Raw genomic sequence first — 21,843 nt, 5'->3', positions numbered from 1 at the left:
CTCAGCCGCGCTTCGGAATGCCCAGCCCCGCCACGACGGCGGGGCGCGCCACGAAGGCTTCGAGCGTGCGCGCGACGTTCGGAAAATCCTTGAAGCCGACCAGATCGCCCGCCTCGTAGAAGCCGATCAGGTTGCGCACCCATGGGAAGGTCGCGATGTCGGCGATGGTGTAGTCGCTGCCCATGATCCATGCGCGATCGGCCAGGCGCTTGTCGAGCACGCCCAGCAGGCGCTTCGACTCGTTCACGTAGCGGTCGCGCGGGCGCTTGTCTTCATAGTCCTTGCCGGCGAACTTGTTGAAGAAGCCGAGCTGGCCGAACATGGGGCCGATGCCGCCCATCTGGAACATCACCCACTGAAGGGTCTCGTAGCGGCCGGCGGCGTCCTGCGGGATGAGCTTGCCGGTCTTCTCGGCGAGGTACATCAGGATCGCGCCCGATTCGAACAGCGCCAGCGGCTTGCCGCCCGGGCCATCGGGATCGAGGATGGCGGGGATCTTGTTGTTCGGATTGAGCGACAGGAACTCCGGCGACATCTGGTCGTTGGTCTCGAAGCTCACGAGGTGCGGCTCGTAGGGCAGGCCGGTTTCCTCCAGCATGATCGACACCTTCACGCCGTTGGGCGTGGGCAGCGAATACAGCTGCAGCCGCTCGGGGTGCTGCGCGGGCCACTTCTTCGTGATGGGGAAGCTCGAGAGATCGGTCATGAAAGGGTCCTTGAGGGAAGAAGACTGCAAGCGCAGGATTCTGCCCGGGCCTGTGGCCGGGCGCGCGCGTGCGGTCTTGTTCCGGGCCCTTCCAGTTCCCCTCAGATACCGAGCCAGTTCATCAGCGAAGCCTCGACATCCGCGGAAGGCTTGACGAAGCCCACGTAGCTCGATGCCGCCAGCGCGCGCTTGCCCGCGTCGGTCTGCGCCAGGCCGAGCAATGCATCGCGCGCCGTGTTCACCGTGGCCGCGTCGAGCTTGCTGGAGGCGAGCCATTGCTTGATCGGCACCGCGCGCGATTCCGCGCAGATCTTGCCGCCGCCTTCCTTCCAGGTCTTGACCACGCCCGAGGCCGCGGTGGCGCCGTAGGCCGCGAAGCCGTTCTGCACGTAGAAGGGCACGGCCTCCTGGAAGCGCGTGTTCGTCACCTTCACGGCGGCCGGCCCTTGCAGGCCCTGCTCGCGCAGCATGGCGCGCGTGATGACGGAGGTGATGGAGTCGGCATCGGGCATCACCAGCTGCTTGCCGGCCACGCTCTTCCAGTCGGAGATCGGCTGCTGCTCCTTGCACAGGAACGACACCTTGTAGTCGGTGTAGCCGGTGGTCCAGGCGAAGGCCTTGTACTGCCCGCCCTTGATGGCGCCGAGCGCCACATGCGACGGGTGCACGAAGGCCAGGTCGACCTGCTGCTGCTTGAGCGCCTCGCGCGCCCCGTTGTACGAGTTGAGCACCTTGACCGTCACCGGCTGCTTGAGCGCCTTGGAGAGCACCTCGGCGATGGGCTCGAAGCGGGCGGTGACCTGCGCGTCGGACACGTCGTAGCTGACGCCTTCGCTGACGCCGATCACGAAGGCGTGCGCCGAGGCGCTGGCCGCGAGGAACACACCCGCTGCGACGCGGGCGGTGATGCGAAGCGAAGGATGAAGGGGCTGGCGTTGCATGGCGGGGCTTTCTTTGGAGGGAGGGTAGTTGTGGATTTTGTAACTAAATTATTACATTCATCCAGATTAAGCAATAGGGCTGTACCCATGCCGCTCTTTACCTTTCCCCGATACCGTCAGCTCCGCAGCGAGACCGGTGGATGCTGCGCTTCTGGGACCCCTGCGAGGGCAGCGTGCGCATCGATGGCATGGACCTGCTCGAGCTTCGGCCCGACGGTTTGCGCGAACGCGTGGCGCTGGTGTCGCAGGACACCTACCTGTTCAACGACACGCTCGAAGGCAACGTCCGCCTGGCCCGCCCCGACGCCAGCAGCGAGGAACTGGCCCTGGCGCTGGAGCGCGCCGCGCTGGATGTGCTGATGCAGCACCGGACCACCCTCGTGATCGCGCACCGCCTGTCCACCATCCGCGACGCCGATCTGATCGTGGTGCTGGAAGACGGGAAGCTCGCGAGCCGCCAGGGCGCGAGCCTGATGCAAGCGCAAGCGCAGGCGCAGGCGCAGGTGTGAAGGAGGCCTGGGCCCGGGTCAGTACAGCTCGATGGTCTGGCGCAGCAGCCCCGATGCATCGGCGCTCGGCCCGACGAGGATCTCGACTTCGCCTGCCTCGAACAGGGGCTGCAGGTCCGGACCGGGATAGCGCAGCTCGGCAGCCGGCAACTCCAGCTCGATCGAGCCGGCTTCGCCGGGTGCCAGTCGCAGCTTCGCGTAGCCCTTGAGTTCCAGCAGCGGCCGGGTGACGCGGCTCACCTTGCGGTGGGTGAACAGGAAGACAGTTTCTTCAGCCTCGCGTGCGCCGGTGTTGCGCAGCCTGACGCTGATCTTCAGCGCGTCCTGCTCGCGCACACGCCTCGGCTCGACCTGGAGTTCGTCGTAGCTGAAGCGGCCGTAGCTCAGTCCGTGGCCGAAGGGGTACAGCGGCGAGTTGTCGATGTCCTGGTACTTGCTCGTGAAGTAGTCGGCCGGGTTCATCGGCCGGCCGGAAGGGCGCTGGCCGTAGAAGATCGGCACCTGCCCGACGGCGCGCGGCCAGCTCATGGGCGTGCGGCCACTGGGGCTCGTCTGGCCCGTGACCATGTCGGCGATCGCGTTGCCGGCCTCGACGCCGAGGAACCATGCGGCCAGCAGTGCATCTGCGTGTTCGGCCAGCCAGGGGATGACGAGCGGGCGGCCAGAGAACAGGATCGCGATGACGGGGATGCCAAGCGCCTTCGCGCGGGCCGTCACTGCTTCGGCCAAGGCCTGCTGCCGGCCGGCGAGAGCGGGCGTGGCGCGGCTGGCCGCTTCACCGCTCATGGTGGCGCGCTCGCCCAGGCACAGCAGCACGGCGTCGGCGCCATCGCACAGCGCGACCGCGGCGTCGATGCCGCTGTCGTCGTCGCTCTCGATGGCGACGCCCGGTGCGTGGCGTATGTCGGTCTGCGGCAGCGCGGCGCGCAGGCCGGCCAGCACGGTAACCGCCGGCTCGTGTTCGCCGGCGCCCCACCACGGGCCCTTCATCTCGGTGTTCGCGTCGGCCAGCGGGCCGATGACGCACAGCGTCTTCGCGGATGCGGGCAAGGGCAGGGTGTCGCGCTCGTTTTTGAGCATGACGATGGCCTTGCGCGCAGCGTCGCGCGCCACCGTGCGCCGCTCGGCAACGGCTTCGGCAGGCTCGGGCGCCGCGCCGCGGCGGTAGGGGTCGTCGAACAGGCCGAGCTGCTCCTTGAGCCGCAGCACGCGGCGCACGCTCGCGTCGATCTCCTCGATGGTCACGCGGCCCTGTTCGAGCGCGACCGGCAGGCCCTTGCGGTATGCGTCGGCCATCATGTCGATGTCGACGCCGGCCTTCAGCGCCAGCACCGCGGCATCGACGAGATCGGCGGCGACGCCGTGCTTGATGAGTTCCGCGATCGCGTTGTAGTCGCTGACGATCACGCCCTCGAAGCCCATCTCGCCGCGCAGCCAGTCGCGCAGCAGGGGGATGTGCGCCGTCATCGGCACGCCGTTGAGATCGGTGAAGGCGGGCATCAGCGTCGCGACGCCGGCGCGCACGGCCGCCGCGAAACCCGGCAGGTGCACTTCGTGCAGGGTGCGCTCGGAGATGTCGACGGCGGCGTACTCCCGCCCCGCGTTGACGCCGCCGTATGCGACGAAATGCTTCGCGCAGGCCGCTAGTGTTTCGGCCGAGGACAGGTCGGCGCCCTGGAAGCCGCGAACCTTGGCCTGCGCGATGCGCGCGTTGAGCCACGGGTCTTCGCCGGGGCCTTCCGCCGTGCGGCCCCAGCGCGGGTCGCGCGATACGTCGAGCATCGGCGCGAAGGTCATCGCCAGTCCGTCGGCCGCGCCTTCGCGCGCGGCCTCGCGCGCGGTGCGCTCCCAGAGCTTTTCGTCAAAGGCGCCGGCCTCCGCGAGCGGGATCGGAAAGAGCGTGCGATGGCCATGGATGATGTCCAGGCCGATCAAGAGCGGAATGCCCAGCCGCGACTTCTCGACGGCCAGCCGCTGCATCTCGTGCGTGGGACCGGCGCCCACCATGTTCAGCAGATTGCCGACGGTGCCGTCGATGATCGACTGCGTGGAGTCTCCCGCGAGCACCGGTCCGGTGACCGTGTAGCTGGAGGCAGTCATCGTGAGCTGGCCGAGCTTTTCGGGCAGCGTCATCCGGGCCATGAGGGTATCGATGCGACTCATCAGGGATTTCGAATAGAGCCCAGGGGCCTCAATGATGGCATGCTGTGGGACAGGGCCATCGGCCATGTGGTGTGGCCGATGATTCGGTGAAACCAAACGTCACACCGAAGACGACAACGACGAAAGGATCCGTTCGTGTTGAAGGATGAGAGGAACCCGAAGGAACTGGCTGCGCTGCCCGACGAAGCCTTGATCGAGGCCGTGCAGCGGCAGACCTTCCGCTATTTCTGGGACGGCGCCGATGCCGCCAGCGGCCTTGCGCTCGACCGCCGCACGCTGGTCGCCGCCACCGGCGAGGACGTGGCTGACGAGAGGGTGGCGATCGGCGGCACGGGCTTCGGCATCATGGGCCTGATCGTCGCGGTGGAGCGCGGCTGGGTCTCGCGCGACGCGGCGCTGGAGCGGCTGGGGCGCATGCGCGACGCGCTCCTGCGCGCCAGGCGCTACCACGGCACCTTTCCGCACTTCATGGACGGGGCGAGCGGCGTGACGATCCCGATGAGCCCGAAGGACGACGCGGGCGACCTGGTCGAGACCTCGTTTCTGTGCATGGGCCTGCTGTGCGCGCGCCAGTACTTCAACGACGACACGGCCATGGCGCGCCGGCTGCGCGCCGACTTCGACATGCTGTGGCACGAGGTCGAGTGGGACTGGTTCACCCAGGGCGGGCGCGATGTTCTTTACTGGCACTGGAGCCCGACCCACGGTTGGGCGATGAACCACGAGGTGCACGGCTGGAACGAGTGCCTCATCACCTACTTCATGGCCGCCGCGGCGCCGCGCCATGCGATCGATCCGCGGGTGTACCACCGCGGCTTCGCTTCCGGGCCCGACTTCCTCAACGGCCGCTCGTACCACGGCATCGAGCTGCCGCTGGGCCCACCCAACGGCGGCCCGCTGTTCTTCGCGCACTACTCGTTCTGCGGCCTCGATCCGCACGGCCTGAAGGACCGCTATGCCGACTACTGGAGTCTCAACACCCGCCACGTGCAGGTGAACCGCGCGCACTGCGTCGCCAATCCCCGGGGCTTCGCTGGCTACGGCGAATCGTGCTGGGGCCTGACCGCCAGCGACGACCCGGACGGCTATCTCGCGCACGACCCGAACAACGACAACGGCACCATCTCACCGACAGCCGCGCTGGCCAGTCTGCCTTACGCGCCGGCCGAGGTGATGCGGGTGCTGCGGCATTTTCTCAACGTGCACGGCACGCGCGTGTGGCGGGACTACGGCTTCATCGATGCATTCTGCGAGGCGCACGGCTGGTTCGCCGACACCTTCCTGGCCATCGACCAGGGCCCCATCGTCGTGATGATGGAGAACCATCGCACGGGCCTGCTCTGGAAGCTGTTCATGAGTGCGCCCGAGGTGCAGGCGGGGCTGCGGCGCCTGGACTTCAGCAGCCCGCATCTGAGGGCGCCCGCATCGTGAGTCTTGGCGCGACGAGTCGACAAGACCCGGCCTTCGAGTCGTGGCTCGAAGGGCAGCTGCTCCATTCGGCGAGCGCGATGCTGTCGAGCATTTCGCCGGTGTCGATCGTCAAGCATCGCCCGGGCTTCGGGCAGACCGTGCGGCCGGTCGCCGGCGCCATCGTCGCCTCGCCCGTGCTCGGCGACTACAACCCCGACCCGGACTACTTCTTCCATTGGTTCCGCGATTCCGCCGTCGTCATCGATGCGCTGCGGCTGCTCTATGCCGACGGGCGCATCGGCACCGAAGCGCTGCGGCATCTGCGCGACTTCACCCGCTTCAGCCTTGCCCTGAACGGGCTCGACGGCCGGGCAATTGCCGCGGTGCCGGACCGCAGGGCGCGCGTGGCTCCCGAACTGCTGCAGTACCTGCGCGAGGATCAGGACCTGGCAAGCATCCACGGCGACGCTGTCGTCGCCGAGACGCGTGTGAACCCCGACGGCACGCTCGACATCCTGCGCTGGGCGCGCCCCCAGCACGACGGCCCGCCGCTGCGCGCGCTGGCGCTGCTGCGCTGGGTGGCCGGCGGGCATCTCGACGATGCGGGCCTGCTGGCCGAGGTCACGTCGCTGATCCGCTTCGATCTCGGCTTCACGCTGCGTCACTGGCGCGAGCCGTCGTTCGACATCTGGGAGGAGGAAAGCGGCCATCACTACTACACGCTTCGTGTCTCGGCTGCCGCGCTGGCCGAAGGCGCGGCATGGCTGGAGAGCCAGGGCGACACGGCACAGGCACAGCGCTGCCGTGAAGAGTCGCAAGCCGTGCTGCGCCAGCTCGACGGCTACTGGGTCGATGACCGGGACGCGGCCCATGGCTACTACCGTTCACGCGTGCTGGCGGACGGCGGGCTTGGTGCGAAGGCGCTGGACATCGCGGTGATCCTCTCGGCGATCCACAGCATCGGCACCGGAGCCGAACACGGCCCGGGCGACCCGCGCATGCAGGCCACGCTGGCGCGGCTGGACGCGCTGTTCGACGAGGCCTATCCGATCAACCACGGCCGCGCCGCAGGCCGTGGCGCGGCAATGGGCCGGTACGCCGGCGACGTGTACTGCTCGGGCGGCGCGTACTACTTCTCGACGCTCGGCGCCGCCGAGTTCTGTTTCCGCGCCGCGGCGGCAGGCAGCGGCGATGAGCACCAGCGCAACCAGTGGACGGAGCGCGGCGACGCCTACCTTGCCACCGTGCGCGCCTACACGCCGGCCAGCGGCGATCTGTCCGAACAGTTCGACCAGCGCAGCGGCGAGCAGACCTCGGCGAAGCAGCTGGCCTGGAGCCACGCCGCGTTCATTTCCTGTGTCTCGGCGCGCCGCATCGCGCTCGCGGCCTGTCAGGCGCCGCGACAGCGATGAGCGCGAAACCAGTCAACCTTGCCGGCCCGGCTGCAGGAGCCGGTGTGTTTCGCCAGGTCGGCGAACTGCTCGGCGCCTTGCGCGTGTCCCCGGTCGCGAAGAGGCTCGTTGCGCTGCTGGCTGCGATCGTCGTGGTCATCGGGCTCACGGCCTACGGGCAGATCGAACTCAACAGCTGGAACAAGCCCTTCTACGACGCCATCTCGCGCCGCGACCTCAATGAATTCATCGTGCAGGTCGGCGTCTTCGCGGTGATCGCGGGCGCGCTGCTGGTCCTGAACGTCGCGCAGAGGTGGCTGAGCGAAACCCTGCAGCTGAGGCTGCGCGAGGCCGTGGTCAATGACCTCGTGGGGCTGTGGCTGCAGCCGCGCCGTGCGTTCTGGCTCCAGGCCAGCGGGCCGATGGGTGCCCATCCGGATCAGCGCATGCACGAGGACACGCTGAAGCTGTGCGATTTGTCGGTCAACCTCGGCGTGGGCCTCCTGCAGGCCGCGATGCTGTTCGGCAGCTTCGCGAGCGTGCTGTGGGTGCTCTCCAAGGACTTCAGCATCTTCTTCAACGGCCAGGACCACGTGCTGCCCGGCTTCATGTTGTGGGCGGCGATCGCCTATGCGGTCGCCGGCTCGCTGGCCGCCTACTGGATCGGCAACGGCCTGATCTCGCGCAACGCCGAGCGCTACGCGCGCGAAGGCGAACTGCGCTTCTCGCTCACGCGCATCAACGAGCACCTCGACGGTATCTCGCTGGCCGGCGGCGAGGCCGACGAGAAGCGCCGCGTCGCTGTGCATTTCGCCGACGTGCTGCGCGCCACCTCGCGCGTGGTGCTCGGGCTGACCAACCTGACCTGGGCCACGGCGGGCTTCGGCTGGGTCACCGTCATCGCGCCGACACTGGTGGCCGCGCCGCTGTACTTCTCTGGGAAGGTTTCGTTCGGTGGGCTGATGATGGCCGCCGCCGCCTTCACGCAGGCGCAGTCGTCGCTGCGCTGGTTCGTCGACAACTTCAGCATCATTGCCGACTGGCGCGCCACGCTGCTGCGCGTGACCGACCTGCGCCGGATGCTGGCATCCGACCTGGAGTCGCAGGCGGGTGGCAGCCGCATCGCCTACGAGGAGGGCGAAGCCGGGACGCTCGCGATGGAAGCGCTCGATGTTCGCTCCTGGAGCGGCCACGACCGGCTGGACGTGCCGGCGCTCGTCGTGCAGCGCGGCCAGTGCGTCCTGATCCTCGGCACGCCGGGCACCGAGAAGACCCTGTTGTTCCGGGCGCTCGCCGGCCTGTGGCCCTGGGGTTCGGGCACCGTGCGCAGACCGAATGGCGAGACGATCCACTACATGCCGCGCGGCACGCCCTACATTCCGCGCGGCACGCTGGCCGAGGTGCTGTCTTATGCGATGGAGCCGGCAACCTATCCGCGGGAAGCACTGGTGGCCGCGCTGGAGAGCGTGGGCCTGCAGCGCCTTGAACCGCTGCTCGACAGGACGGGCCGCTGGGAAAGCGAGCTCAGCATGGACGAGCAGCTGCGGCTGGGCTTTGCCCGCGTGGTGCTGCAGGCACCGCCCTGGCTGGTGATGGACGAGGCCTTCAGCGCGTTCGACGACGACACGCTCGAACTCATCACCGGCGCACTTGGCAAGCTCACGCGCACGGGCATCATTCACATCGGCTCGGCCGGCGGGGCGCACGACCGGCTGTTGTTCACGCAGGTGGTTCATCTGGTCAAGGCGCCGCACGCAGTGCCCGAGGAGCAGCGACCATGAGACGCCCCGTGTCAACCATCAGCCGCGCGCGCCGCGCCCTCATGCGGGTGGTTCTTGCGCTGCCCGCCTTGCCTGCCTGGTCCCGGGCGGCGGACTTCGGCTTCCGGCCGCCGCGCGATCCGGACGATGCGGCCGCCGAGGGCCTGATGCGGGATCTGGCCGAGCGTATCCTGCCGGTGTACCAGGACACGGACACCGATGCCTTCCTGGCCAACGTGACGGCCCTGCAGATCGTCAGCGGGGCCTACCGCGCGGCCCAGGACAGCAGCCGCTCCCTGCGCGAGCGCCGCAAGGGCAAGCCCTTCGACGGGCTGGTCGAACGCGCGACTCTCGACGGCATCTATGCGGGCGCTCGCATGCTCGAGGCGGAGGGGCGCGTCGGCTTCGCCGAGGCCTACGCGCGTTCGTTCCACGAACTGGTGTCCCCGCTCGACAACGCGCAGGCCCAGGCCGTCATGGCGCGGCTCGAGATTCCGCCGTCGGCGTTCAGGGAGCCGCTGCGCCAGGCTTTCGATCTCTGGCGCGCGAAGGGCAGCCTGCCCGAGGCCGAGGCCTTGGCGCTCGTGCGGACCTGGCTGTCGTACCAGTCGCGACGCAGCTTCAGCGGGCTGCTGCCGGAGCTGTTCGCGGCGCAGAACGGCAGCCGCTACGTGGCGGAGGCCGACATCAGGATTCCCGTGCGCGGGGGCGTCATCCATGCCAGCATGGTCCGGCCCGGCCGGGCGGAAGGAGCGCTGTCGACGCTGCTGCGCTTCACGCTCGACCCGGGCGAGGACGACGCGCGGCGCAGCGCGGCCAGAGGCTATGTCGGCATCACGGCGTACGTGCGCGGGCGCACGCCCGACGGCAAGGGCGCCGTGTGGCCCTTCATGCGCGATGGCGAAGACGCCGCCGCCGTCATCGACTGGATCGCGCGTCAGGCGTGGAGCGACGGGCGCGTGGTCATGCTCGGCGAGGGCTACTCCGGCTATGCCGCGTGGGCGGCCGCTCGCAGGAGGCCGGCGGCACTCAAGGCCATCGCCACCATCGCGCCGATGGCGCCGGGCATCGACTTCCCCATGGCCGGACAGATCTTCCGCAACGCCATGGTCCGCTGGGCGCAGGAGCATGCACTGGCCGAGCCGCTGCACATCAGCACCCATGGCGATGCCGACGCCGACCCGGATGCCGTGTGGCAGGCGCTCGACGCGCGCTGGTATCGCGGCAATCGCCCCTACTGGGACATCGACCGCGTCCTGCTGGGCAAGCGCAGCAGGCTGATCCGGACCTGGCTGACGCACCCGAGCCACGACCGCTACTGGCAGAAGTTCCTGCCGTCGGCGGAGCAGTTCGCACGCATCGACATTCCGGTGCTCGGCTTCGCGGGCTACTTCGGCGCCGACGCCGGCGCGCTGTACTTCCATCGCGAGCATCTTCGCAACCGGCCGAAGGCCGACACGACGCTGCTGCTCGGCCCCTACGACGCGAGCTCGATCCGGCGCGGCATGGCGGCGACGCTGCGCGGCTATACGCCGGACCCCGTTGCGCACGTCGACCTGCCGGAGCTGCGCTACCAGTGGATCGACCACATCCTCAAGGGTGCGAACAAGCCTGCGCTGCTGGCGGATCGCGTCAACTACCAGGTGATGGGCATGGACCAGTGGCGCCATGCTCCGGTGCTGGACGCGTCGGAGCGCACGCCGCTGCGCCTCTATCTCGACACCAGCGGGCGCGACGAACCGCATCGCCTGCTGTCTTCACCGGCCGAAGGCGGCGGTAACGCGCGTCTGTCGGTCGATCTGGCCGACAGGCGCGACGTGCGTACTCCGTGGCCGGACGCACTGCGCACGAAGCAGGTGCCGGCGCGCAACAGCATCAGCTTCGTCAGCGACCCGCTGCCCGAAGGCACCGAGATCATCGGCAGCCTGCGCGGCGTGTTCGACATCACGCCCTCGCGGCAGGACGTGGACTTCAGCGTCTCGCTGTACGAGCAGACGGCAAGCGGCGAATGCCAGCTGCTGTTCGAGCCCTACGACTTCCGCGCGAGCTATGCAGGCCATCGCGTGCGTCGCCGGCTTCTGCGGGCCGGCGAGCGCCAGCTGCTGGCCTTCACCGTCGAGCGCGTCACCGCCTGCAGGCTGGCGGCGGGCAGCCGCCTCGTGCTGGTGGTCGGTATCAACAAGCGGCCCGACCGGCAGATCGACTACGGCAGCGGCAAGGACGTGAACTCGGAAACCATCACCGACGCGAAATGGCCTCTGCGCGTGCGCTGGCATGCGCGCAGCTACGTCGAGATCCAGGCCGGCAAGCCGTCCTGATTCCTCAGGCGCTTTCGGTGCCGATCACGACGCCTTCGCAGGGCGCCAGCACCAGGGGCTGTTCGATCGATCCGGCGCGTGCGGGATCGGTCGATGCCAGCACGGTCGGCTTGTGCGGCAGCAGCGCCGACGGCACCGGTGCCGCGGTGGCACCGAAGTTCAGGACAACCACCAGCCGCTGTCCGTCGCTCTCGCGCGCATAGGCGAGCAGCTCGCTCCCGGCTTCGAGCGCTTCGTAGCTGCCCCGGTGCAGCGCAGGCTGCGCACGGCGCAGCGCGATGAGACGCCGGTAGAGCGTCAGCATGGAGCCGGGGTCGCGCGACTGCGCCTCGACGTTGCACGCGCGCCAGTCGGATGCCAGGCGCAGCCAGGGGCTTCCCGTCGTGAAGCCGGCGCTGGCCGCGGTACTCCACTGCATGGGTGTCCGCTCCGGGTCGCGGCCCAGGCCCATGCCGGGCTTGTTCTTCTCGAACGGGTCCTGGACTTCGTCGGCGGGAATCGGCACGTCCGTCATGCCGATCTCGTCACCGTAATAGAGCGTCGGAGTGCCGCGCAGCGTAAGCAGCAGCATGGCCGCCAGCCGCGCCATCTGCGGCCCGACGCGGCTCGCGATGCGGGCCCTGTCGTGATTGCCCAGCACCCAGTTCGGCGCGGCGCCGGGGGGCAGGGCGGCTTCGTAGTCGCGCACGAGCCGGTCGATGATTGCGGCCTGCCATTCGGTCGCGATCAGCTGGAAGTTGAAGGGCAGCTGCACGCCTTCGAGCACGCCCTGGGCATTGAGGCCGTAGTAGGCGACCAGGCGTGGGAGCGGCAGATAGAGCTCGCCGATCAGCACGCGCGACGAGCGTGCGTCGCTGAACTCATCGACCACGCGGCGCATCTCGGCCACGATGGGCTGCACCTCCGGCAGGTCGGTGTTGTAGAGCATGGTCAGGCGCAGGAACGGGTCCTGGCCCTCGACGTAATCGGGATTGGGCGGGTTGTCGCGGAACTGCGCGTCCTTGACGATCTGCGAGAGCACGTCGACGCGGAATCCGTCGACGCCGCGCCGCAGCCAGAAGCACAGCACCTCGTACATCGCGGCGCGCACCTCGGGGTTGCGCCAGTTGAGGTCGGGCTGCTCCTTCAGGAACGAATGGGCGTAGTACTGGCCGGTGGCCGCATCGAAGCTCCAGGCCGGGCCGCCGAAATTGCCGAGCCAGTTGTTGGGCGGTCCGCCGTCGGGCGCCGGGTCGCGCCAGATGTACCAGTCGCGCCGCGCATCGGTGCGCGCGCTGCGGCTCTGCACGAACCACGGGTGACGGTCCGAGGTATGGTTGGGCACGAAATCGAGGATGAGCTTCAGGCCCTTCGCATGGGCTTCCCGCACCAGCGCGTCGAAGTCGTCCAGCGTGCCGAAGCGCGGATCGATGTCGCAGAAATCGGAGATGTCGTAGCCGAAGTCGGCCATCGGCGAGGGATAGATCGGCGAGATCCAGACGGCATCGATGCCGAGCGAGACCAGATGATCCAGCCGGGCGCGGATGCCGTTTATGTCCCCGATGCCGTCGCCGTTGCTGTCCTGGAACGAACGTGGATAGACCTGGTAGACGATTCCGTACTTCCACCAGTCGTCAGCTGACATCGTGATCCCCTCATGTTCGGCTTCGAGCGGATCATTGTCTCCTCTTCAAGGGGCTACTTCAGCGCCGAGATTTCCCGGTTCTTGATGAGCCTGGAACGCAGCACGTTGCGGCTGATGCCCAGCAGCTTGGCCGCCTGCACCTGGTTGCGGTGGCAGAACTCGAAGGCCGTGCGCATCACGGTCTCCTCGATCTTCTCGAAGAGCTGCTCGTCGGGCTCGTTGAAGAGCTCGCGCAGCACGTCCTCCAGCGCCTGGTGCGGCGCGGTCTCCGCCGGCTGCGGTTCGCCTTCGGGGGCGCGGCGCTGGATGTTCAGCGACGACAGGTGCAGGTGCTCCGCGCCGAGCACGTTGTGCTGGCAGATCAACAGGCCGTGGTGGATGACGTTCTCCAACTCGCGGATGTTGCCGGGCCAGGCGTGCTCGCTGAGCTTGCGCTCGGCGCTCTCGTCGAGCCGCACCGCGCCGTAGCCCAGCCGCCGGCGGTATTCCTCGATGAAGTGGCGCGCCAGCGGCAGGATGTCGCCGGGGCGCTCGCGCAGCGTCGGCAGCGCGAGGTGCACCACGTGCAACCGGTAGAACAGGTCTTCGCGGAAGTTGCCGGCGGCCACCGCGTCCTGCAGCCGCACGTTGGTGGCGGCGATAACGCGCACGTCGATCGGCACGCTCTTGCGCGAGCCCAGGCGCACCACCTCGCGCTCCTGCAGCACGCGCAGCAGCTTCACCTGTATCGGCAGCGGCAGGTCGCCGATCTCGTCGAGGAAGAGCGTGCCGCCGTTGGCCGCCTCGAACCAGCCGGTCTTGGCCGAGAACGCGCCGGTGAAGGCGCCTTTCTCGTGGCCGAAGAGCTCGCTCTCGACCAGGTTCTCGGAGAAGGCGCCGCAGTTCACGGCCACGAAGGGCTTGCCGCTGCGCCGGCTCAGGTCGTGCACGTGGCGAGCGATGAGTTCCTTGCCGGTGCCGGTCTCCCCGATGATGAGCACGTTGGCGTCGCTGGGCGCCACGAGCCGGATGCGCTCGAGCAGTGCGGCCGAGCGCGGGTCCTGGAACACCTGCGCGGTGGCGCGGATCGAGGTCGTGAGCTTGCGCGGGTTGGGCAACGTGAGCAGCGTGGGGGCTTCCCACTCGGGCTCCGTGGCATCGGCCGGCGAGGGCAGGTCGAGGGGGTGGGTGAGGGCGTTCATGAGTAGAAGGTCGGTACGGGGTATTGCTGCTTGAGGGCCCATTCGCCGAGCTCGCGCACCTTGTAGGCCACGGGGTCGTGCAGGGACTGGGTGCGCAGGTTGCGCCAGTGGCGGTCCAGCCGAAGGCCGCCGTGCGTGGCGCGCGCGCCGGCTACGTCGAACATGCGCGTACAGATCTCCAGGCCGATGTTCGTGGCCGCGACCTTGGCGGTGGCCACCGCGACCGCGACCTCGCCGCGCTCGTCCTCCGAGAGAGCCGCGCCGAGCCGCCAGGCTGCGTCCAGCCGGTCGGCCGCGCGGTCGGTCAGCACCCGCACGCTTTCCAGCCCGACCCAGAATTCACCGTATTGGCCCAGCACATACGGGTCTTCGTGCATCTGCGAAACCCTGGCCGCATGCCAGGGGCGCGACTCGTGCAGCGTGTAGTGGCGCGCATCGTCGAAGGCGCCTTCGGCGATGCCGAGATAGATGTTGGTGAGCACCAGTTGCGACACCAGCGGGCGCAGGCAGGCGAAGGGCGTCGACAGCGGCCCGGGGTCGGCCAGCACCTCGTGCTGCTCGACGCGCACCTTCTCGAAGGTGACGCTGCCGCTGTCGGTCTGGCGCTGGCCGATGTTGTTCCAGTCGGGCGCCACGAAGATGCCGCTGCGTCCGGTGGGCACGGCCGCGACGATGAAGGCGCCGCTGCCTTCCTCGCGCGCAGAGGCGATCAGCATCTCGGAGTCGAGCGCGCCCGAGCAGAAGCTCTTCTGCCCGGTGAATTCGCGCCAGCCTTCGTGCGCGCTGGACACGGTGCGGTCGTCCAGCGGATTGAGCGCGTTGCCCCAGAACCAGCGGCGCCGCGCCGTCTGCTCGAACCACGGCTCCCACTGCGCCGGCCGCGCGAACAGGCGCACCGTCGCCAGCATCAGGTGGTGGAAGCCGAACACGTGCGCGATGGAACTGTCGGCCTGCGCGAGCAGGCGCACCACGTCCAGCGTCTCGCGCCAGTCGGCGCCGCCGCCGCCGAACTGCGCGGGGATGCTCAGTGCCAGCAGGCCGCTGGCGCGCAGTGCATCGCGCTCGGCCTTCGGCGTGCCGCCGCGTTCGTCGCGCTCGACGGCGGTGTGCGCGAAGCGCCGCATGAGATCGCGCGCGATGTCGCGGGCCGATTCAGCAGCAGGGGAAGAAGGAGAGATGGACGAAGCGACTGGAGCGAGCAGGGGAAGAACGGAACTCACGCAGGACCTCGGTGATGTGCAGGCAGCACCGTTGCTGCGCTGGCAGCATGTTGGAGGCAGGCGAAGGCGCGGCCAACGATGCGATCCGCATATCGATCCTTGTTTTGCTTCCGTGGCAGCAGAGTGAGCGCGTGCGATGCGTTGCATGCAGCAGATGTGGTGCCCGGCTGCTGCTCCAGCAGCAGTTGCCGCGCGCGCGGAGGCGATTCCACAGGGGAACCTATGGTCGATTCCACTGGCACGCTAACTGCTGAATCGTGGGATGCAAATTTTCTGGTTTCTTCCCACGCACGGCGACAGCCGCTACCTCGGCACCTCGCGCGGTGCGCGCACTGTGAGCCAACGCTATCTGCGGCAAGTCGCGCAGGCCGCCGACGAACTGGGCTACGAGGGCGTGCTGATTCCCACCGGGCGCTCGTGCGAGGACTCGTGGGTGGTCGCCTCTTCGCTTGCGGCGCAGACCGAGCGGCTCAAGTTCCTCGTGGCCATACGCCCCGGCATCATCTCGCCGACGGTGTCCGCCAGGCAGGCCGCGACACTCGACCGCTTCAGCGACGGCCGGCTGCTCATCAACGTCGTGACCGGCGGTGACCCCGACGAACAGCGTGGCGACGGCAGCTTCCTCACGCATGCCGAGCGCTACGAGGTGACCGACGAGTTCCTGCGCATCTGGCGCGGCGTGGCGGCCGGCGAGACGGTGAACTACACCGGCCGGCATCTGCGCGTGGAGAACGCGAAGACGCTCTATCTGCCGGTGCAGAAGCCTTATCCGCCGCTGTGGTTCGGCGGCTCGTCGGAGGCGGCCATCGAGCTCGCGGGCGAGCAGGTCGACGTGTACCTCACCTGGGGCGAGCCGCCGGCCGACGTCGCCGACAAGATCGCGAAGGCGCGCGCCGCGGCGGCGAAGCACGGGCGCAGGCTGCGCTTCGGCATCCGGCTGCATGTGATCGTGCGCGAGACCAGCGAAGCCGCATGGCAGGCGGCCGAAGAGCTGATCTCGCATGTGACCGACGACACCATCGCGGCCGCGCAGAAGGCCTTCGCGCGCTTCGACTCTGTGGGTCAGCGGCGCATGGCGGCGCTGCATGGCGGTCGGCGCGACAGGCTGGAGGTGTCGCCCAATCTGTGGGCCGGCGTGGGGCTGGTGCGCGGCGGCGCGGGCACCGCGCTGGTCGGCAGCCCCGAGGAGGTGGCCGCGCGCATCGCTGAATATGCGGCGCTCGGCGTGGAGACCTTCATCTTCTCGGGCTACCCGCATCTGGAAGAGGCATACCGCGTGGCCGAACTGCTGTTTCCGCTGCTGCCGCTCGAGAATGCGCGGGCACCGGGACAGGCCAACATCACAGGGCCGTTCGGCGAGGTCATCGCCAATGACATCGTGCCGCCGCCTGCGCAGGCTGGATCGGCTGTGCAGGCCCCGCCGGCGCCCGCGCGCGAGAAGGCCGAGGCATGAAACACTTTCCGGCCGAGGCGGGCGACGAGGTGGTGCCATGGCATTCGGCGGCGCAGCGCGTGGCACAGGCGCTGGCGCAGACGGCGGTCGAGCGCGACGAACGCGGCGGTACGCCGAAGGCCGAGCGCGACCTGCTGCGCGAGAGCGGCCTGCTGATGCTCAGCGTGCCGGCGGAGCTGGGCGGCCTGGGCGCGAGCTGGCGGCAGACGCTCGATGTCGTGCGCGGCTTCGCGCGTGTCGACAGCTCGGTGGCGCACCTGTTCGCCTTCCACCACCTGCTGCTGGCGACCACGCGACTCTTCGGGCGGCGCGCGCAATGGGAGCCGTGGATCGTACAGACGGGCGAGCGCCGATGGTTCTGGGGCAACGCGCTCAATCCGCTGGACAAGTCCACGCGCGCCGAGCTCGCAGGCGGCGGGGGCTATGTCTTTTCCGGGCGCAAGAGCTTCTGCTCCGGCGCCAGCGATTCGGACATGCTGCTGGCTTCGGCGCTCGACGCGAACGGAAAGCTGCTGATCGGCGTGGTGCCCACGGACCGCGCGGGCATCAGGGTGCTCGACGACTGGGACAACATGGGCCAGCGCCAGACCGACAGCGGCAGCGTGCTCTTCGATGGGGTGCGCGTCGACGCGAAGGAACTGCTGCTGGAACCGGGGCCGCTGTCCACGCCCTTTGCGTGCCTTCGCCCGCTGCTCGCGCAGCTGATCCTCGCGAACATCTACCTGGGCCTGGGAGAAGGGGCGCTGGCGGAAGCGAAGGCTTTCACGCTGCAGCAGGGAAGGCCGTGGCTTTTCTCGCCGGCACCAGCCGCGAACGAAGACCCGTTCGTGCTCGCGCACTACGGCGACTTCTGGCTCGCGCTGCAAGGCGCGCGCAGCCTGCTCGACGACGCCGCCGACGCCTTCGACCAGGCATGGCTGCGCGGCGATTCGCTCGACGCGCAGGAGCGCGGGCAGGTCGCCATCGCGGTGGCCGCGGCGAAGGTTGCGAGCACGCGCGCCGGCCTCGAGGTTGCGCACCGCATGTTCGAGGTCACGGGCGCACGCGCCACCACGGCGGCACTGCGGCTGGACCGCTACTGGCGCAACCTGCGCGTGCACACGCTGCACGACCCGGTCGACTACAAAGTGCGCGAGCTGGGCGACTGGGCGCTCAACGAGCGGCTGCCGCCGCCGAGCTTCTATTCCTGAGAGTTCCATTCCCGCGTAGAGCGTCGTTGCGCGATGACGGATGAGGGCCTGCGGCGTGAGCCGCAGGCCCTTTTCTTTGGTGCGCCATGCCTGTGTGCTGCTGTCGGGGCAGCAGTTCGCAAGCCCCGTTGCTGCCTGGCGTTCATTCGATCGGCGCATACCGATGTGCCTCGAACGACTAAGCGCGCCGTGCTGCTGATGCATCAGCAACCGAGCCGCAGCCTGCTGCCGATCCAGCACGCGCGGATGCAGTCATTTTCGTCTAACTCGTTGATTCATAAGGGGAAAGTAAGTGGCACGCGATTCGCATATATCGAGCGTGCCGCGAATGACTCGCGGCTTCTGAACAGAGGTCATATCAACATGAGTCGAAAACTGAAAGTCGTTGCCGTGTCCGGCAGCCTGCAACGTCCCTCGCGAACCCTGGTGCTGGTGGATCGCCTGCTGGAGGCGCTAGGCGACGAGCTGGCCATCGATGCGCGCGTGATCTCGCTTGGCGAGATCGGTCCGCAGTTCGCGGGCGTGCTCTATCGCAACCAGCTGCCCGCGGCCGTCGAGGAAAGCATCGCGGCCATCGAGTCGGCCGACCTGCTGCTGGTGGCGAGTCCGGTGTATCGCGGCTCGTACACGGGCCTCTTCAAGCACCTGTTCGACTTCGTCCACCACGAGGCGCTCATCGACAAGCCCGTGCTGCTCGCGGCCACCGGCGGCAGCGACCGCCATGCGCTGGTCATCGATCACCAGCTGCGTCCGCTCTTCAGCTTCTTCCAGTCGCGCACGCTGCCCATCGGCGTCTACGCGGTGGAAAAGGATTTCGAGGGCTACGAGATCGCAAACCACGCGCTGCGCGAGCGCATCGCCCTGGCCGTCGCGCGCGCCGTGCCGCAGCTTCGCGATGCCGCCACGCCCGTGGTACGCAAGCCCGTGCCGGTCGCGGTGCCGGCCTGAAGCCGGATCGAGCGCAGTTCCACAGACATCCAAGGAGCCTTCCATGAGCCAAGCGTCTTCGCCTTCCACTTCCTCCGCTTCTTCCGCATCCGTCTCCGCCCCGGTCAAGTTCGCCTACTGGGTGCCCAACGTCAGCGGCGGGCTGGTGGTCAGCACCATCGAGCAGCGCACCGACTGGAGCCTCGAATACAACCAGCGACTGGCCGTCGCGGCCGAGAAGGCGGGCTTCGAGTACGCGCTGAGCCAGATCCGCTTCACCGCCGGCTACGGCGCGGAGTACCAGCACGAGTCGGTGTCGTTCAGTCAGGCGCTGCTGCATGCGACCACCAAGCTGAAGGTGCTCGCGGCGATCCTGCCGGGTCCGTGGAACCCGGCCGTGGTGGCCAAGCAGATCGCCACCATCGACCACATTTCAAACGGCCGCATCGCCATCAACGTGGTCAGCGGCTGGTTCAAGGGCGAGTTCCAGGCCATCGGCGAGCCTTGGCTGGAGCACGACGAGCGCTATCGCCGTTCCAACGAGTTCATCCGCGCGCTCAAGGGCATCTGGACGCAGGACAACTTCAGCTTCAAGGGCGACTTCTACCGCTTCACCGACTACACGCTGAGCCCGAAGCCGGTGCAGAAGCCGCATCCGGAGATCTTCCAGGGCGGCAGCTCGCGCGCCGCGCGCGACAACGCGGCCAGCGTGTCGGACTGGTACTTCACCAACGGCAATACGCCGGAGGGACTGAAGGTGCAGATCGACGACATCCAGGCCAAGGCGGCGCAGAACGGCCACAAGGTCCGCATCGGCGTGAATGCCTTCGTCATCGCGCGCGACACCGAGGAGGAAGCCAGGGCGGTGCTCGACGACATCGTCAGGCACGCGCACGTGGAGGCGGTGCACGCCTTCGGCGATGCAGTGAAGCAGGCCGGCAAGGCTTCGCCGGAAGGCGAGGGCAACTGGGCCAAGTCGACCTTCGAAGACCTGGTTCAGTACAACGACGGCTTCCGCACCAACCTCATCGGCACGCCGCTGCAGATCGCGCAGCGCATCGTGGCGCTCAAGGCCATCGGCGTCGACCTGGTGCTGGCGGGCTTCCTGCACTTCATCGAGGAGGTGGAGTACTTCGGCGAGAAGGTGCTGCCGTTGGTGCGCCAGCTGGAAGCCGAACAGGCGGCCGCGCAGCATCAGCAACAGCAGTCGGGCCGCCAGGGCAGTCCGGCGCTGGAAGCCGTTGCGTGAGCCCGGCGATGCCTGACTTCCTGTTCGAGGCCGGGCCGGTCTCCCTGGGCGTCGATCCGCTGGCGGGCTTCCTGCCCGCAGGGCAGTCCGCGCCGGTCGCCCGGGCCCGCGAGGGGGCGAGCGTGTTGCGGCTGGAGGGCGTGGATCTTTCGTTCGGCGGCGTCACAGCGCTGGCGAGCGTGGACCTGTCGATCGCCAGGGGCGAGATACGCGCGGTCATCGGGCCAAACGGTGCGGGCAAGAGCTCGCTGGTCAACGTGATCAGCGGCCTTTACCGGCCCGACCGCGGGCGCGTGTGGATCGGGGAGCGCGGCTTCGCTCGGGTGCCGACCGCGCGCCTGGCCCGGCTGGGCGTGGCGCGCACCTTCCAGAATCTCGCGCTCTTCAAGGGCCTGAGCGTGCGGGACAACATCGTGCTCGGCCGCGTGGACGCTGCGCGCTCCACCTTCATCGAACAGATCGTCGGGCTGGGGCGCGCGAGGCGCGAGCGCGAGGACGCACGCGAACGCGCCGACGCGATCATCGGTTTCCTGGGGCTGGGCGCGGTGAGCGAGCGCCTGGCCGGCACGCTGGCCTACGGCCTGCAGAAGCGCGTCGAACTGGCGCGGGCGCTCGTCGCTCAGCCGCAACTGCTGCTGCTCGACGAGCCCATGGCCGGCATGACGGTGAGCGAGAAGCGCGAGATGGCGCATTTCGTGCGCGCCGCGCGCGACGAGTTCGGCACCACCATCCTGCTGATCGAGCACGACATCGGCGTGGTGCTGGGGCTGTCGGACCGCGTGGCTGTGCTGGACTACGGCCGCAAGATCGCCGACGGCACGCCGGCCGAGGTGCGTGCCGACCCGGCGGTGATCGACGCCTACCTCGGCGTGGCCCACGACGAAGAAGCGGAGCGGGCCTGATGGACGGCAGCGAGCTCGGTTTCTTCGTCGAAGTGCTCGTGGGCGGCCTGCTCTCGGGCGTGATGTATTCGCTGGTGGCGATCGGTTTCGTGCTGATCTACAAGACCTCGGGCGTGCTCAATTTCGCACAGGGCGCGCAGCTGCTGTTCGCCGCGCTCACCTTCGTGAGCCTGGTCGAGCGCGGCGTACCTTTCGCGCTGGCGCTCGCGCTGACCTTCGCGCTGATGGTGCTGCTGGGGCTGACCATCGAGCGCACGGTGCTGCGCCCGCTGGTGAATCAGCCGCCGATCACGCTGTTCATGGCCACGCTGGGCCTGTCGTACGTGATCGAGGGCGTCGCCCAGCTGCTGTGGGGCACGCAGGTGCACGCGCTGGAGCTGGGCATCGCGGACGAGCCGCTGCAGTTCCTCGGCATCATGGTCTCGACCTTCGACCTCTTCGCCGCCGCCACGGCGGGCGTGATGGTGGCACTTCTCTCGGCCTTCTTCCGCTACACCCGCGTGGGCCTGGCGTTCCGCGCGGTGGCCGACGATACCTACGCGGCCGTGGCCGTGGGCCTGCGCCTGCCGCGCATCTGGACGACGGTGTGGGCAACGGCCGGCGTCATCGCGCTGGTCGCCGGCCTGCTGTGGGGTGCGCGGCTGGGCGTGCAGTTCTCGCTCTCGCTCGTGGTGCTGAAGGCGCTGCCGGTGCTGGTGCTTGGAGGCTTCGATTCCATCCTCGGCGCGATCGTTGGCGGGCTGGTGATCGGCGCGCTGGAGAAACTGGCCGAGGTCTACATCGGGCCCTTCGTGGGCGGCGGCATCGAGAGCTGGTTCGCCTACGTGGCGGCGCTGGCCTTCCTGCTGGTCAGGCCGAGCGGCCTGTTCGGGCAGAAGCTCGTGGAGAGGGCCTGAGCC

General features: G+C 68.6%; 17 protein-coding genes. 11 read left to right on the top strand and 6 right to left on the bottom strand.

All coding sequences use genetic code 11. From position 1 onward, the window contains the following. Position 1: 1 nt before the first annotated feature. Positions 2-706 (bottom strand): glutathione S-transferase N-terminal domain-containing protein, encoded by a 705-nt coding sequence (locus AC1VNX_RS23040; protein ID WP_483159801.1) that lies wholly within the window; start codon positions 704-706, stop codon positions 2-4. Between the two features lie 101 nt (positions 707-807). Beyond that, the gene (locus tag AC1VNX_RS23035; RefSeq protein WP_483159799.1) at positions 808-1,647 is read right to left on the bottom strand and encodes a phosphate/phosphite/phosphonate ABC transporter substrate-binding protein; all 840 of its coding nucleotides are present in this window, start codon (positions 1,645-1,647) and stop codon (positions 808-810) included. 140 nt (positions 1,648-1,787) lie between these two features. On the opposite strand from AC1VNX_RS23035, the gene AC1VNX_RS23030 reads away from it, so the two are divergent. Next, positions 1,788-2,156, top strand: coding sequence for a hypothetical protein (locus tag AC1VNX_RS23030; RefSeq protein ID WP_483159797.1), 369 nt, complete (start codon positions 1,788-1,790; stop codon positions 2,154-2,156). 18 nt (positions 2,157-2,174) lie between these two features. On the opposite strand, the gene AC1VNX_RS23025 is transcribed toward AC1VNX_RS23030, so the two are convergent. Further along, positions 2,175-4,319 carry a glycoside hydrolase family 3 N-terminal domain-containing protein gene (locus AC1VNX_RS23025; RefSeq protein ID WP_483159795.1) on the bottom strand — a complete coding sequence of 715 codons (2,145 nt, stop codon included), beginning with the start codon at positions 4,317-4,319 and terminating at the stop codon, positions 2,175-2,177. A 135-nt stretch (positions 4,320-4,454) separates the two neighbouring features. Here AC1VNX_RS23025 and AC1VNX_RS23020 point away from each other — a divergent pair, with 135 nt between their 5' ends. Genes AC1VNX_RS23020 through AC1VNX_RS23005 form a run of 4 tightly spaced genes read left to right on the top strand, consistent with a single transcriptional unit; the run spans position 4,455 to position 11,198 of the window. Then, positions 4,455-5,750 carry a glucoamylase family protein gene (locus tag AC1VNX_RS23020; RefSeq protein WP_483159793.1) on the top strand — a complete coding sequence of 432 codons (1,296 nt, stop codon included), beginning with the start codon at positions 4,455-4,457 and terminating at the stop codon, positions 5,748-5,750. Beyond that, entirely contained in the window at positions 5,747-7,141 is a 1,395-nt protein-coding gene (locus tag AC1VNX_RS23015) for a glycoside hydrolase family 15 protein (protein ID WP_483159791.1), read from the top strand. Before AC1VNX_RS23020 ends, AC1VNX_RS23015 begins: the two co-directional genes overlap by 4 nt. Next, a complete protein-coding gene (locus AC1VNX_RS23010) occupies positions 7,138-8,901 on the top strand; it encodes an ABC transporter ATP-binding protein/permease (RefSeq protein ID WP_483159789.1) in 1,764 nt (587 codons plus the stop codon). The genes AC1VNX_RS23015 and AC1VNX_RS23010 overlap by 4 nt, the downstream gene beginning before the upstream one ends. Beyond that, positions 8,898-11,198: a CocE/NonD family hydrolase gene (locus AC1VNX_RS23005; RefSeq protein ID WP_483159787.1), complete on the top strand. Its 2,301-nt coding sequence runs from the start codon at positions 8,898-8,900 to the stop codon at positions 11,196-11,198. Before AC1VNX_RS23010 ends, AC1VNX_RS23005 begins: the two co-directional genes overlap by 4 nt. A 4-nt stretch (positions 11,199-11,202) precedes the next feature. Here the strand turns inward: AC1VNX_RS23005 and AC1VNX_RS23000 are convergent, their stop codons facing one another. From AC1VNX_RS23000 to AC1VNX_RS22990, 3 genes are read right to left on the bottom strand one after another with little or no spacing between them, the layout of a single operon-like run. Then, the gene (locus AC1VNX_RS23000; RefSeq protein WP_483159785.1) at positions 11,203-12,822 is read right to left on the bottom strand and encodes an alpha-amylase family glycosyl hydrolase; all 1,620 of its coding nucleotides are present in this window, start codon (positions 12,820-12,822) and stop codon (positions 11,203-11,205) included. Between the two features lie 53 nt (positions 12,823-12,875). Continuing rightward, positions 12,876-14,003, bottom strand: coding sequence for a sigma-54 interaction domain-containing protein (locus AC1VNX_RS22995; RefSeq protein ID WP_483159783.1), 1,128 nt, complete (start codon positions 14,001-14,003; stop codon positions 12,876-12,878). Beyond that, positions 14,000-15,127 (bottom strand): acyl-CoA dehydrogenase family protein, encoded by a 1,128-nt coding sequence (locus tag AC1VNX_RS22990; RefSeq protein ID WP_483162005.1) that lies wholly within the window; start codon positions 15,125-15,127, stop codon positions 14,000-14,002. The genes AC1VNX_RS22995 and AC1VNX_RS22990 overlap by 4 nt, the downstream gene beginning before the upstream one ends. Before the next feature lie 358 nt (positions 15,128-15,485). On the opposite strand from AC1VNX_RS22990, the gene ssuD reads away from it, so the two are divergent. The 6 genes from ssuD to AC1VNX_RS22960 all read left to right on the top strand — a co-directional run bounded on the left by ssuD (position 15,486) and on the right by AC1VNX_RS22960 (position 21,840). After that, positions 15,486-16,676, top strand: coding sequence for an FMNH2-dependent alkanesulfonate monooxygenase (gene ssuD / locus AC1VNX_RS22985; RefSeq protein WP_483159781.1), 1,191 nt, complete (start codon positions 15,486-15,488; stop codon positions 16,674-16,676). Continuing rightward, the gene (locus AC1VNX_RS22980) at positions 16,673-17,866 is read left to right on the top strand and encodes an acyl-CoA dehydrogenase family protein (protein ID WP_483159779.1); all 1,194 of its coding nucleotides are present in this window, start codon (positions 16,673-16,675) and stop codon (positions 17,864-17,866) included. Before ssuD ends, AC1VNX_RS22980 begins: the two co-directional genes overlap by 4 nt. A 363-nt stretch (positions 17,867-18,229) precedes the next feature. Then, on the top strand, positions 18,230-18,814 hold the full coding sequence (gene msuE, locus AC1VNX_RS22975) for an FMN reductase (RefSeq protein WP_483159777.1): 585 nt from the start codon (positions 18,230-18,232) through the stop codon (positions 18,812-18,814). Positions 18,815-18,857: 43 nt separating this feature from the next. Then, positions 18,858-20,042, top strand: coding sequence for a dimethylsulfone monooxygenase SfnG (sfnG, locus tag AC1VNX_RS22970; protein ID WP_483159775.1), 1,185 nt, complete (start codon positions 18,858-18,860; stop codon positions 20,040-20,042). A gap of 8 nt (positions 20,043-20,050) precedes the next feature. Continuing rightward, on the top strand, positions 20,051-20,944 hold the full coding sequence (locus AC1VNX_RS22965; RefSeq protein ID WP_483159773.1) for an ABC transporter ATP-binding protein: 894 nt from the start codon (positions 20,051-20,053) through the stop codon (positions 20,942-20,944). After that, on the top strand, positions 20,944-21,840 hold the full coding sequence (locus AC1VNX_RS22960) for a branched-chain amino acid ABC transporter permease (protein ID WP_483159771.1): 897 nt from the start codon (positions 20,944-20,946) through the stop codon (positions 21,838-21,840). Before AC1VNX_RS22965 ends, AC1VNX_RS22960 begins: the two co-directional genes overlap by 1 nt. Positions 21,841-21,843 lie beyond the last annotated feature (3 nt).

This window comes from Variovorax sp. TLI9-5A (genome assembly GCF_056867935.1).
Note: the sequence above shows the minus strand (reverse complement) of the source record. Positions and strands in the feature narration are given on the sequence as shown.